Here is a 13,545-nt window from a genome sequence, read left to right on the forward strand (position 1 = left end):
TCTAAATAAATTTATATTTGAATTTCTAAAGGCAGCTTTTTGCTATCCCCGCCCAGTCGGTAGGTGATTTTAACAAATAAAGATCAACATATGTTTTATCATTATGCTTTGTCACATCAGCTATAAAATAGTTTCCATCTACATAAACAGTCTTGCCGTTGGGAAGTGGCTGAATGAAAGCGCCGTAAACACTTCCAAAAATATCCTTTTCATTTTGCCATTTAATGAGAATGCACTGAGATACATCATCAACGCTTTTACTTGACTCTAAAGTTGAATGAACTCCAGCTTTCCTTGCATCTCCCAATGATGTACATCCTGCAATCGTTAATATTACCAATAAAAACATACTAAACTTCATATCCCTACCCCCATAAAAATCTTTCATTTATCCTAAACCGATATTCGTTGAATGGTAAGGAAACAGATTACAAAATTCAATTCATTCTAACTTTAATTAAAAATAGTAAGTTGCATCTATGCAGGGTAGCTGACAAGCAATCTGCAAAGCTTTAGGGTAAGTGTACAACGGAATATCTGAACCAGTACTTTTAGCTCTTGAAGTGGTTACAGAATTTCCTGACATCATCATTCCAGATAAAAGCATCTTCCTGTATTGATAGTTACCGCCTGACCTCGTGTAATCTCCGCGCTGAGTTCCAAGAACGCAAAGCGGAACCATTGGTCTTGTGACATTGCCAGTCGGATTTATCCATGCCTGCCTGTCACCCGTAGAATCTGAAGTGTCGAAATAGCTGCCAAAGTCATAATAGGCATCTGACCACATCACGGGTGGATATTTGCTGGAATAGGTAATGGCCCCGGAAGTATTTCTGATAACCAGCCCATAACCTGACGCAGGTAGTGCAGGTGAGAAGCCGCTACTGACTATGACAATTTGCACTCCACTAACCAAACCTCCCTGCTCGGAACCATTCACAGAACTGAACGCGCCATAAGTGCGGATGGAGTTAGTATCCTTATCTAGAAATAAAGGCGTTCCGGTGTTACTCCACCTGGCAAAAACGATGTAGTTGCCGCCAAGATTAAGAACGCTGTCAGGTATATTCCACTGGCCGTTTATATCTACTACGCCACGAAAAGTCACAAAACCAGATAGAGAAGCATCACTTATCTCCATAAAGTTAGCGCCGTTTGTGATCCTCAACCCATACTGCGCTGAAGGGTTGGCTGCATACTGAATGCTATATACGTCAACAGAACCGATATCTAAGGCACTTGTCTGATTTGCTTTGATGGTGCCGATGCCAATATTAAGACTTCCGTCAAAGCTCATCGATGATATGTAATTAACAGGCGGGCCACTCTGATCGCCTACACCAACTCTGACGACATTCCGAGGAAGGATCAGCACCTTACTGTTGGCAGGCTGAGGCTTGAAACCTCCATAGGAGGCACTGGCTGCCTTTACAGCAGCCGTGCCCAGGTAAGATGCATAGCGTGTCGATGCATCAAGTATTAACGGTTTACCACCGTCATCAGGAACAATGCGTAGTCCATATGTATCAGCCATTATCCAAGCCACCCCAAAGTAACCACTTCGACACCAGAGGATGTGAAGCAGTGTACGCCGTTACCGTCATAGACAGTGCCACCTCTGCCGCCGCTACCTGTAATAACTTGCAGCCCACCATTTTTATCCAACCGCCAGCCTGCCTGACCTGACCCCCAGTTATTGGATTGAATGTAATTGCCAATCTTCGCGTTGGTTATCGTGCCATCCTGAAGAAAGCCACTGTCGATAAACACCTGACCACCGCTCACCGCAAAAGGCGAAAATCGGTTATCACCGGAACCGCTCATCACGACAAACTGATTCGCGTTAACAGCTACGCGGGTTTTAACAACCCCGTCTGTGACGGTTGTTGCAACGGAAAGGCCCGAATCATAATTAACGCCGTTGTAGCGAATCCCCGTTTTCAGCGTCCAGACAGCGTAGGGGTTATCGATATTGGCATATGCAGTAAATTTCTCCTGTACGTTAGCCTGTGTCTCAGCAATGGCCTTGTTGGCGTCTTTGAAGCCAGCTACTACATTGGTTTCCAGTTGTGCAACTGAACTCTGAGCATCAGTAGCCAGCTTTCTTGCCTCAATGATGCCGGCACGGTTTTCACCGTAGTTGGACCACTGCTGCTGCACATCGTCGTACTGAGCCAGAATGCTTTCTGCCAGTGCTTTCGGATCAGTTATCAGTGGCTCCAGAAGCGCCTTGCCGTCAGGTGACTGGAAGAAATCCTTAGCAACATCGCCCAGATAATCAGAGGCCTGATCGTTAGACATTCCTCTTATCCAGTCTGTATAACCTGACTCATTGCCCGTCTTATCGACAAGCTGAGCGCGGTACCAGAAAACCTGACCGGGTTTAAGTCCGAGCTGAGTGTACGTGGACTGAGGGTAGGGAACATCAGAAAGCAACAGAGGCGAAGACTGGTCAGCGTTGGCTGTGTACTGGATTTCTGTCTTCAGCGTATCAGCGGTGTTCGGAGGAAATCCCCATGAAAGCATCATGCCCCAGTTAATACCTTTAACGGTGAACCCAACTGGTTTCGGTGGGTTACCCACCTTTCCTGTAAGTGTTTTCTCTTTTGACAATCCCCATCCTGACGATATTTCAGCAGCGTTAATCGCGCGCACCCGAACCAGATAACGACCAGAGTAAATGCCTGGTACTTCGAATGAAGTTGTCGAACTGCGGGGAACGTTAATCCAGTTTCCGTCATTTCGCCGCCACTGCGCCTCATACGAAATTGCATTAGCCACCGACTCCCATTGCACGCGCATGGTTTCAACGCTGATGCCCTGGTTAACAACTGAGTAGGAATCAATCACTATGTTCTGCGGCGCGGTCTGAGTGCCTGGAGGGATCACGCTCACTGGGCGCTGGTCAATTACAGCACCTGTATCGATGCGTGCGAATTTATCCGGGTCATGAGCAGCGGCGGTGATGGTATACTTCCCTTCATTTTCTGATACGGAGGTAACGCGATACTGCTGCGCATAAAGCTCATCCGACTCAACCATCCAGACGGATTCCGCCTGCGGCGTCTCTGAGTAGGCTGTGGTAACGGTAATCACGCTTCCGCTTACGGACTGAATGGTACGGAACTGGGCCGCTCCGCTGGGAAGGTTAACCATAAGCCGGTTTCCGGGGACTGCTGTTGGCGCCCGATCCATCGTCAGAGAACGACCATTAACCGAACTGATTCGGCCGCCCATTTCGCGCCCGGAAAGGTCACGGTCTGCAATCGCAATGATGTGGCCCGGCTGGGGTATATCACCTTCAAGTCCAGTGCTGAATGTCACTACGCGGTCTTTGTTGCTGGTAAGGATGCCCCAGCGCCCTTTGCGGTTTGCCTCTGACTGACGGGTGCAGCCTATCGCAGTCACTTCGAGCTGGTTATAAACCTTGTACCGGCTTACCAGCTCTTTTTCAAACACTGGCTCCATTGCGTCAGCATAGCCGTTGGCGGGATCTGAATAAGAAACCAGAGCAGACGTGTAACGGGTCTTTGAAGTACTACTCTGATAGTTGAACTCACCGTTTTCAACGTTTGCATTCGTGAACGCATAATCCACATCCCGGGGCATGTCTGCGATGGAAACAATCTGATCGCCTCCCCAGTACGTCATTCCACGGAATATAGCCGCAAAATCACGGAGAACGGTGTAGGCATCATTGCGGCTCTGGACATAGACATTGCATCGGTAGCGTGGCTCTGTGCCGCTACCGCCCTTACCGTCTGGTACCGGCGCATCACAGTACTGTGCAATCTGGTAGAGATTCCATTTATCGATATTGGCTGCAGTCATCCTGTCACCCAGTCCAAAGCGTTCTGAAACGACAATGTCGTAGAAAATCCACGCCGGATTATCGGTCCATGCCCATTTAAACCCGCCCTGCCACGTGCCGCTGTAAGAACGGTTTACCGGGTCGTAATTGTCCGGAACACGCACCATGCGCCCTTTAGGCTCGCAGGTGATCTGAGGAATGTTGCCGTTAAACTGGCGGGAGTCGAACTCGACATAAAGCAGGGCCGTATTTGGGTACCGTAACTTTGCGTCGATAACTTCCGTGAAACTCACAATGCTCATGGCATCGCCGACTTTGACACTGTTGGCATCAGGCGTTATCTTGCGAACCCTCACCGACCATGATGTGCCAGCCTGGGGCAGATCGATACGATGGCTTCTTTCATAGCCTGTGGTAGTTTTGCCGCTCACGGACGTGTTGATGACAGTATTCCACATGCCTCCGTCCGTCTGAAGGTCGATTGCGTAATTAACAGCATTGCCAGTAAGATCGCCATTATCCTGCTGACGGAACAGAGCCGACCATTTAAGGCGCAGGCGCACTGCGGAAAGTTGCGTGTTGGTAAAGGTACGAAGCCAGGGTGATGAGCTGCTCAGACTCGTTCCGATCGCGATCTCATTTTCAGTGCCGGGGATGCCCTGAATGTACCCCTGCGCCTGATTTCCGGGGCGAAAATCCCACGAAAAGCCGCTGAAGTTGCGCGTGCCGTCATCGTTTTCAACCCGTGTTCCGTCGAAGTAAATCTGCTTCGCCGTCAGTCCGCCAGCAAATTCACCTTCTCCCAGCGCAATGAGGATTTTGGCTTTTGCCATGGACTGGAGATCGTCTGGCTGCTCTGTCGGGGTACGGGCAGAGGATGAGCCGCCCTTGCGGCCTTTAATTGCGGTAGCTGTAGCCATATTGCGCCCATAAAAAAAGGCCGCACGCTGGCGGCCACTGGATGAAATCAGAATGTCAGGAAATTAAGGAGAAATCAGGTGGGGAGATTACTGCTGGTCTTCAACGTAAATGCCTGCGGAAATGATCGCACCACCAATGCGGCGCTGGCCGTACAGCAGCCCGACAGGATAGCCCTGTGATGCAGTGTTAGTGGGGGAGCCGAACGCATATGAAGCTTTATTAGCTGAGTCCTGCTTGCTGGCCAGTCCGGCTGCTTGTGGCGAAAGTAGCTGGATGACACCACCAGCCATCAAAGCAACACCAGAGCCTATCATTGCTGTACTTAAACCAGCCGTATAAGGTGACAACACCAATCCTGCAACGACCAGCACAGCCCCAAGAATAGTCTGCAATAACCCTGCCTTTTTGCTACCGATCACTACAGGAATAATTTTGATGACTTCACCAGATACAGGTAAAGATAAGTCATCTTCAGAAATATTCCTTTCGCCATAAAATAACGCAAATGTAAGCCCGCGCTTCTTACTGCTTCGCATGAAATTCTCAAAACCATCAATAGTAGCCGCTAAAGCCCTAGTAGCTTCATGTTTAGTTGAAATTAGCCTTTGATGAGTTTTGCCAAAATTCTTAGCCAAAACACCATAAAGCTTTATTTCCGTCATAACGTCATTCATGCAAAGACCTCGATTTAATATATGGTAGTCGGTCTAATATCTAACCCAGAATTAGTATCGCCTGTAATCCTATAAAATTGTGTTTCACCTGAATTTATGACAGTTGAAGTTTCCTTGCTTGCTCCACTCGTTAATCCACACAAGGCTTTACCATATCTATCACCAATCAGGCCTATTATGTGCCTCCCCGGAATAACTTTTAATTCAACCTTTTCTGCGGTGTCTAATCTGGCCGCTTCTTTACCATCCATAGTTGCCATGACATAGCATCCACCTCCAGCCATCCATCCTTTATCTCTAATAATGACAATTTTCGAACTTCCTGTGCCTGAGTAAAAAATTCGGTTTTGAGGAACATTCTTCGCTTCATCATTGCTTACAGGAGAAGTTGCGCACCCAGAAATTAAAAGAGATAAAAATAAAACCGTTGCCTTTTTCATATATAACCCTTTCTGATGTTGATAAAAACATCATAGCAACGCGGGTTTAAATGTATGAACTATTTTATGTCTTTGTGACGCAGGATTTTCATCGTACGTTCCCGCCAGTAGCCGCCATACGGAGTTCTGTTACTCAGTCTTCCGTGCAGGTGGTGAAGCAGCATATTCCCGGCCAGCAGGATTCCGGCGTGGTTCCACTTATTAGCCTGCACCTGCATGATGACCAGATCGCCCGGCATCGGTTCGCCGCTGAACTCCCTGAAACCGCAAGAATACCAGTTGTCCTGATAGAGGTTTTCCGGGTGATCGTCTTCCCACCAGGCGTAATCAACACGAAAATCATTCAGCTCAATACCCAGTTCCTGCCGGTAGTAGCTCATGACCAGCCCCCAGCAGTCGGTGTGGCCAAGCACAAAAGGGCGCTCAAGCAGCGGCAACTCGCCTCTCGGATGGATGGTACGAAAATCCCCTTCCGGCCAGCTCACGATATGCCATGGCACTCCGTTGGCATCACACTGCGCCTCATCGAGCGGACTGGGTAGCGTGGTGGCGTCCGGGTGGCTGTGAACGATAGCCGTCACCGTGCCCCAGTCTTCAGCGGCTGCAAAATCTTCCGGCGAAAGGTGAAACTGCTCGGAGGGATCGGGGGAAAGGTTACGACAAGCAAAGTAACGCTCTGTTTTCCCTTTCTGCGCCACCACTCCGCAGCTTTCATTCGGATATGCTGACTCAGCGTGATCTAATATTTCAGTAAGCAGGGATTCGTTCACTGTCAGCTCCTGATAAGCGAGGTACCGGGGAAGCCGCCAAAGGAAAGCTCGTTATTGGCCCCGAAACGCAGTTTGCATCCCGTTAGCGTGCCGCTGCACTCGTCCAGTGACGGATCGCTTACCGGGTTATTAAACTTGTCGAAATGATTTGCGCCGGCATAATCACAGCCGTCACCTGAGCGGTATTTTCCGCGAATGCACCAGGTGCAGAGGGAGTGAAGCTGCCGCGTGGGGATCATGACGCCCTGCAAGTCCATCGGGCTGCTGAGCGTGAACTCAACTTGCTTGTTGGTTTCAAGGCTTTTGCTGTCAATGTAAAACACCCGAAGCCTTTCTTCTGACGGGCTGGCAGAAGGGTTGCCTTCAGGGAAGTTTTTCGCATCAAGGAAATGCGCCAGCGTGTCGTGAATAGTGACTTTGGCCTGAAGCATGTCATCGTAAGCCAGACAAAGCGCAGTGACTGAGCCGTCGAGGTTGGCGACCGTGAGTTTTGGCTGCGCACTACTTCCGGAACTCGACGCCTCAACCCCTTCAATCTTACTTGGCCACGCTTTATACTCCTTACCCTGCCACCATATCGACTTCGCTGGAAGCTTTGACTCATCGCCTCCAGCGGCTCTGATTTCAGCCTCAGTATAAGGAATGTTATAAGCATGAAAGCGCAACACGTCTCCTGCGCCGAATGCGGTTCCGTCAATCTCCAGCAGACGTATGGCGCTGCCAGGCTCCAGTTTCTGATAATCGGTTTTAATGCTCATGGTTTGAATGCCTGTACAAAAGTGGCGTCAAGGTTGTACTTGCCTGCCCCGAGCGCGGAAGGTTTATAACTTTCACAGCGGAACAGCCCCACCGGCTCCAGCGGCGGCTGCCACTGAAAAGCTTTGGTGCCGCCGTGAGCGTCCAGAAAGTCGCGGATAGCGCGAATGTAGGCTTCATTACCCGTGAAACTCAGCGTCCATTCCTGACTTCGGGGATTCAGCCCGTCACCGGTAACCTGCTTGTAACCGTCACCAAACTGCACAGTACGGGTTCTGAATTTGGTGTCAGCGGACGCATTCAGGCGCGGACACCAGGTAAACACAAAAATGGCCATTAATCACCTGCTCTTTGTCATGTTCCAGATATCACCACCAGGACGGATATCACGCATCAGGTTTTGCCGGTAGCGTTGGTCTACAAAGCTACCGATTTCATTGCCGAACTGCTCCCAGCCCTGCGATGACTGAGTGGACGAGTTACCGTTGCTGTCTATGGTGATATAAACCTGAGGCGCTGAACCCTGCTGCGTGCCAGATGAAGCGACCCTGTCAACACCTGATGAGAACGCAGGTATACCATTGCCAACCACGCCCCCATCAGCATAGCCTTTCATCATGGAATAAAGGTTGGATACACCGATCCGCTCGGTAGCCTCTTTGGTAAAGACGAATTCGCCCTTGTGCACCACGCCAGCCGGATCATATTTCCCGCCAGCGCCTGTAAACCCGCCGCTGTCGTAATGAAGGTAACTGGTTGACAGACCCATTGCGCCGGTACCTGCTGCCGTAGCGCCTGTTGCCCCGGACACTGCACCCGCCGCTGAACCACCAGCCAGACCAGCAATGCCTGACGCAAGCGATCCCAGAAGACCAGCAGATGATGACGCGCCGCCCATTGCGTTCACGATCGCCATCTGAAGCGCGACCTTCTCAATCACCTGAAGCACCGATACGCCCCACGAACGCCAGCTTACGGTGTTACCCTCAAGCATGGAGGTGACGTTAGTGAATGCACTGTCCAGCGAAGATTTAACGCCACTGGAAACTGTGCCGGCAATGTTGTTGGTTTCTTCAAGCCAGTTCTGATAACCCTTGCTGACACCAGATCGCCAGTCTGCCTCAGAAGCTGCAATCGCTTTGTATTTAGCATCCAGTTCATCCATAGCGGCTTTCTGGGCTGCTACAGCCTGAGCGCTACCCTCACCGCCTGCCTTATCGAAAACACGGTTAATCTGCTGCTCTTCTTCGCGGCGGCTCTTTTGCCTGTCGCTCATGCCCCGTGTGTCCGTGGCAAGAGCAGCCTCATCCCTGTATTTCTTCGCTGCTTCGGTCAGGTCCTTCAATGCCTCAGCCTGTTCGCGCTGCTTCTTGACAACCTCGTCTGCTTTCTGGGTCCATCGGGCTAGCTCAGCAGCATTCTCCCGAATGCTTTTCCGCTGCTCTTCTGTCCATTTAGTGCCTGCCTGATGCGAAGCGGCATAAAGCTCTGCCGCTTTCTCTCCGTGCTTATATCGCTCCTGCTGCACCTCAATGGCTACGCTAAGGTCGGCAATTTTCCGGCTGTACTGTTCTGCGGTTGTGGCCGCTTCACGCTCTGCCTTGTTTTTTGCGTTGGTCGCGGAAGTGTCAGCTTTTTTGGCTGCTGATACTTTTTGCGTATTGTTGTACTCATCCTCCAGCGCCTTGACGTACTGCATGGAGTACTTGGCATTTTCAACGCCAGTACGGCCCATTTTTTCCAGGTCAAACTGAGCCTGTTTCCTGACTTTCGCAAGCCCGGTTAATCCGGCCAGCTCAGCGGCCTGTTGCTTCTGCTGAAGTGTCTGCTGATCCGGCGCACTCACTGCCGCCTGTGGCACAGCCATTGGTGACCTGACCAGGCCGTTACGTGAGGCCAGAAGCTGGTTACCCAGCGAAAGCAGACGGTTAAACTCGGTGTTCTCGCCGTTCATGCTCACCAGCGACTGGTAAGCGGCATTCTGACGCCATGCCTGTTCACGGATGAGATCATTGCGTCGGCGCTCAATCGCCTCCAGCGCCTGCTGAATGTCAGCAGAGCGGCCGAGAAGCTGATAAAGCCGCTCCTCCTCTACCCTGAGATTGCCCGTGAGGATCGCCATTGCACGGGTGATATTGGCCTCATTTTCGCTGCTGAGTCCGGTGCTGCCCCGTGCGCTGCTGAGGTCTGCCATCTGCTGCTTAACTTCGGCAACCTTGGCTTTCTGCTCATCAATCAGGCGGTTCTGCTCGTTCAGCGCTTCAATGGTTTTGCCACGGTTTTCATCAACCTGTGGCAGCGCCAGCGACTGTGCCTTTTTTCTGACCTCATCAATCGTGCTGCCGTATTCCTGCGCGGACTTTCTGGCCTGCTCCTGATTCTGGTACATCGAGTACCAGGCACCGGCACCGAGCAGCACCAGCCCCGGAATGCCGCCAACCAGAGACAGCAGACCTGCACCCGCCGTTTTCATCAGGCCCACTGCTGATGTGGCGGCGTTAAGCGATTCCTGTGACGTGGTGACGGCGCGGTTTGAAAGGACCAGATTCGCGTTGGCCGCTATCATGGCACTGCGCTTTTGCGTCAGGTTCTGCGTTGCCAGTGCAGAGGCGTTGGTGTTTTTGGCTACATTCGATTCAGCCAGGGCAAGGTTATAATCAGAGCGGGCGGCTTCGGCGTTCGCCAGCGCTTTACGCTGAGCCTGGACGGCGGCAACCGCCTGTGCATCGGCAAGCGCTATCTGGTTTCTGCGGTTTTCAAGCAGCGCTGCCGTAGCACTGGCAACACCGGACGTCACGCCGCCAAAATAGCGGGCGACGCCTACGGCCACCAGCACGCCTGCGGCGGTTGCCACGTTATTGATGTTGCCCGCCAGACCGTCCAGAGTATGCGCCAGCGCGGCTGATGCGCCGGTTGTCTCGTTGGTGCCGCCCACCCACGCCATAAAGGCGTTTTCCACCTTCTGAGCCGAACCGCTAACGGAAGCAGGCAGCGTATCAAACTCTTTGCGCAACAGTTCGACGTTGGTCAGGATCGGAATAAGCTTGTCGGTCGTCAACTGGCCGTTATTCGCCATGTTGCGAAGACCGCCAATTGTGGTATTCAGCCCGGTAGCCAGCAGCTTTGCCAGCCTGCCGCCGTTTTCCATGATGGCGTTAAACTCTTCGCCGCGCAGGACACCGGAACCCAGCGCCTGACTGAGTTGGGTAATAACGGAACTGGCTTCCTCCGTACTGGCACCGGAAAGCTTAAGCGAGGTGGCTACGGTTTCGGTGACTTTCGCCACGTCCTGTGACGCATAGCCCGCATCACGCAGTGATGACGCGATACGGCTGTAAAGGTTGGCGTTGGCCTCAAAAGACGTGCCGGTACGCTGGCTGACGTCCATCAGCGTTTTCTGTGCGCTGGTAAAATCCTCTGTAGAGGTAGAGGCCAGCTTCAGGCGACCGCTGAGCTGATTCCAGGTATCGGCGTAATGGATAAGCTGGCCGGTTGCAAACGCACCCGCAAACGCCCCCGCCATGCCGGTAGCGGTAGCCCGTACCGACGCAAGCTGTGAATTGAGTTCTGTCAGCGCCCGCTGTGATTCACGCGAGGCCGCCGCTGCCCTGCGCCCGCCCTGCTCCATCGTCTTGTAATAATCGGCACCCATACGTGAGGCGCGGGAAATCTCAGACTGAAACGAAGATGAGTTTGCAGAAATTTTGATAATGAGTTCGCGGAGCGTAGCCATTTTTTACCCTTTTTGTCCGGTTACGCGCTGAGTTCGCCGAGAAAGTTTTCCAGCCCGTCAGATTCTTCCTGCTGCTGTTCGCTTTGGCCCCACCTGAGCAGAAGATCGTCAATACTGAACTTACCGCCCTGAGCGTTGAGCGTGGCAGCGGCAACCTGCGCCGCCTGAATATCGCCGCGCCTGTCACCAATCGGGCTGATGCGGTCAAACTCGATCCACATTCTGAGTTCGGAGGCCGTCAGTGAAGTCTTGAGTTCGTGCAGCGTGCGCCCCAGACGGAGCGCAAGCGTCATCAGGAAGAACATGCCGGGCGATTTTACTTTGCCTCTGCGTCGGCCTGTGACGTGCTGAGCTGAAGTGCCTGCTTCAGAAGGCGGGCATGAACGGGCCCGTAAATGCCCTGAACCTGCTCACGATCTTCAGGCAGGAATACCGGCATCATGTCTTCATCCAGAACCACGTCAATGAACAGCATCACATCGGCTTTAATGTTGCGGTGCGCTATCTGCGCCGGAGTCAGCACGTCTTCTTCCTCACCTTCTTTAAGTGCAGGGCGAATGACGGATTCCCACTCAAGCCACGCCTGTGACGAGGGTTCGCGGATGTTTACGCGCACGCCCTGCCATTCTGGCACGGTGACGCAGGCAGTACGGAAACCGGACGATGGAGCAAGCGCCAGAGCGCGAAGTGAAGCCGGTGATGCTTTGTTCTGTGCTGTTTTGGACATTTCATAATTCCTGCTGGCGTCGATGCCACATTTAAAAGAAGAAAAGCGCCCGGAGGCGCATCAGTGGAAATTAAGAACCGGGCTGACTGGCCTTGATTGGAACCGGCTTGCCTTTCACACGCAGGGAATAGGTCGCACTGACCACCGCCGATGTGCCCGCCGTCCAGGAACTCTGACGAACTTCAACCAGTACGAAAAAGCCGTTACCTGACGGGAACAGAATCCGTAGGGCGCGGAGTTCGTCGTTTTCATAGGCGGTCTGGAGTGACATCTGCGCCTCTTCATCACCCACCCAGTTACGGGAAATTGACATTTCAGCCGGTGCAGCCAGGCCGTTAGTCTGCTCCTGTTCGGTCGAGCAGAGCGTGGTCACGTCAATGTCTGACTTCTGACCGCCCGTGTAGGTGATCTCCTTCGTCGCACAGGCGGCTTCAAGCCACTGAACATTGTCAGGATTGGCAACCGTCACCGGGCCAGATGACACGCCAAAGGTCATCCCCTTCGTTTTTTCATACTTACTGGACATGCTTTTCTCCAAAATAAAAAGCCACCCGAAGGTGGCGTGGTGATTTGGTGTGGATCAGTTGATAATGCGCACGTCGAGCATGGCGCGGTAAAGTGCCGTGTCCGGCTCGTAGCCGTTAGTGTCGCTCATGTCGCTGTAACCGAGAGGCTCAAGCGCACTGCGGACCTCTTCACGAATCAGCCTGGCCTCATCGATACTGCTGGCGTAAACATCTACCTGAAGCGAGGCGGTTTTCTCTGCCGGACCGCACAGCACATCCGCTGAGACTTCAGAAATGATGGAAAACACCACCCACGGCGCGGTGACTGCCGGTTCGCCCTGCGGATTGAGTGGCACAACGTAGGGATAAACCCTGTCACCTGCTATACCAGCCAGCAGCGGGTAAACGTCCGCCTCTGTCATTTTGCCAGCACCTTATCGATTGACCGGTTCACCACCTCAAAGGCCGCTTTCGCCGCATCTTCCTGCCGGGCGTCATAGGCCGGGCGCAGAAACGGCACAGGCGGCATCTTTGACGTGCCCAGCTCCAGAAAGCGCCAGTAATAAGCATTATTGCGGTCGCCCGTTTTCATCTTACCGTCACTTTTACCCGTAACCGGGTTAGTGCCGCGCACATGTACACCGGAAGCAATACCGCCATCGCGCTCCCGGAGCGTGGCCACAACGATATTACGGGCCAGCCGTCCGGTTTTGCGTGGGGCGCGTTTTTTGGCTTCGTCACGGACCACCGTAGCCGCGGCGCGTGTCGCGTCACGAAGAACTTTACGATTTTCGGCTTTACTGAGCGTATTCAGGTCATCTGACAGGTCAATAAGGCCGGAAAAGTCGATTCGCGTGTCGATCATGGTTCAACCCCCTGCTTACACAAAATTTCCAGCCTGACACCCTTGCTGTCTGGGATTGGTGGACCTGAAACGTTCAGGACCTTTCCTTTAAATGGCCCCGTCAGGCATAAAATCCTTGATGCTGCTGTGATATCGCTGCGATAGCGCATCCAGACCCTGATCGTGGATTCTGCCCTTTCGGCATCGGCGGTCATCATTTCCCGCCCGCTGATACCCTTTACCTCTGCCCTGACCGTTGCAACATCAATCCACAATTTCTGCGGTTGCCCGGACGGTGAGCGTGATGTTGTGAAGTTCTGAATAGTTACGCGGTCCCTTAACCGGCCTGCCTGCATAATCCCC

15 protein-coding genes are annotated in these 13,545 nt (G+C 52.5%); all 15 read right to left on the bottom strand.

Features of this window, described 5'->3' with window-relative positions; translation table 11 throughout:
* Window positions 1–25: 25 nt before the first annotated feature.
* A complete protein-coding gene (locus tag G5574_RS06085; protein ID WP_164482253.1) occupies window positions 26–388 on the bottom strand; it encodes a hypothetical protein in 363 nt (120 codons plus the stop codon).
* A gap of 69 nt (window positions 389–457) precedes the next feature.
* Window positions 458–1,534 carry a DUF6453 family protein gene (locus G5574_RS06090; RefSeq protein WP_164482254.1) on the bottom strand — a complete coding sequence of 359 codons (1,077 nt, stop codon included), beginning with the start codon at window positions 1,532–1,534 and terminating at the stop codon, window positions 458–460.
* On the bottom strand, window positions 1,534–4,731 hold the full coding sequence (locus G5574_RS06095) for a TipJ family phage tail tip protein (RefSeq protein ID WP_164482255.1): 3,198 nt from the start codon (window positions 4,729–4,731) through the stop codon (window positions 1,534–1,536). The genes G5574_RS06090 and G5574_RS06095 overlap by 1 nt, the downstream gene beginning before the upstream one ends.
* Window positions 4,732–4,818: 87 nt before the next feature.
* Window positions 4,819–5,406: a tail assembly protein gene (locus tag G5574_RS06100; RefSeq protein ID WP_164482256.1), complete on the bottom strand. Its 588-nt coding sequence runs from the start codon at window positions 5,404–5,406 to the stop codon at window positions 4,819–4,821.
* A 14-nt stretch (window positions 5,407–5,420) separates the two neighbouring features.
* Window positions 5,421–5,846: a hypothetical protein gene (locus G5574_RS06105; RefSeq protein WP_164482257.1), complete on the bottom strand. Its 426-nt coding sequence runs from the start codon at window positions 5,844–5,846 to the stop codon at window positions 5,421–5,423.
* A gap of 59 nt (window positions 5,847–5,905) precedes the next feature.
* Window positions 5,906–6,616 (bottom strand): C40 family peptidase, encoded by a 711-nt coding sequence (locus tag G5574_RS06110; protein WP_164482258.1) that lies wholly within the window; start codon window positions 6,614–6,616, stop codon window positions 5,906–5,908.
* Between the two features lie 2 nt (window positions 6,617–6,618).
* Window positions 6,619–7,374 carry a phage minor tail protein L gene (locus G5574_RS06115; protein ID WP_164482259.1) on the bottom strand — a complete coding sequence of 252 codons (756 nt, stop codon included), beginning with the start codon at window positions 7,372–7,374 and terminating at the stop codon, window positions 6,619–6,621.
* Entirely contained in the window at window positions 7,371–7,709 is a 339-nt protein-coding gene (locus G5574_RS06120; RefSeq protein WP_164482260.1) for a phage tail protein, read from the bottom strand. Before G5574_RS06120 ends, G5574_RS06115 begins: the two co-directional genes overlap by 4 nt.
* Window positions 7,710–7,712: 3 nt before the next feature.
* Window positions 7,713–11,105: a phage tail tape measure protein gene (locus G5574_RS06125; protein ID WP_164482261.1), complete on the bottom strand. Its 3,393-nt coding sequence runs from the start codon at window positions 11,103–11,105 to the stop codon at window positions 7,713–7,715.
* A 20-nt stretch (window positions 11,106–11,125) separates the two neighbouring features.
* On the bottom strand, window positions 11,126–11,398 hold the full coding sequence (locus tag G5574_RS06130; protein ID WP_164482262.1) for a phage tail assembly protein T: 273 nt from the start codon (window positions 11,396–11,398) through the stop codon (window positions 11,126–11,128).
* 23 nt (window positions 11,399–11,421) lie between these two features.
* Window positions 11,422–11,832, bottom strand: a complete 411-nt coding sequence (locus G5574_RS06135; RefSeq protein WP_064352391.1) for a phage tail assembly chaperone — start codon at window positions 11,830–11,832, stop codon at window positions 11,422–11,424.
* Window positions 11,833–11,902: 70 nt separating this feature from the next.
* Window positions 11,903–12,358: a phage tail tube protein gene (locus tag G5574_RS06140; protein ID WP_164482263.1), complete on the bottom strand. Its 456-nt coding sequence runs from the start codon at window positions 12,356–12,358 to the stop codon at window positions 11,903–11,905.
* A 54-nt stretch (window positions 12,359–12,412) separates the two neighbouring features.
* Window positions 12,413–12,760 (bottom strand): tail completion protein gp17, encoded by a 348-nt coding sequence (gene gp17, locus G5574_RS06145; protein ID WP_164482264.1) that lies wholly within the window; start codon window positions 12,758–12,760, stop codon window positions 12,413–12,415.
* Window positions 12,757–13,203: an HK97-gp10 family putative phage morphogenesis protein gene (locus G5574_RS06150; protein ID WP_164482265.1), complete on the bottom strand. Its 447-nt coding sequence runs from the start codon at window positions 13,201–13,203 to the stop codon at window positions 12,757–12,759. Before G5574_RS06150 ends, gp17 begins: the two co-directional genes overlap by 4 nt.
* Window positions 13,200–13,538, bottom strand: a complete 339-nt coding sequence (locus tag G5574_RS06155; protein WP_164482267.1) for a phage head closure protein — start codon at window positions 13,536–13,538, stop codon at window positions 13,200–13,202. Before G5574_RS06155 ends, G5574_RS06150 begins: the two co-directional genes overlap by 4 nt.
* Window positions 13,539–13,545: the final 7 nt, after the last annotated feature.

Source organism: Pantoea stewartii (genome assembly GCF_011044475.1).
Lineage (GTDB): Bacteria > Pseudomonadota > Gammaproteobacteria > Enterobacterales > Enterobacteriaceae > Pantoea > Pantoea stewartii.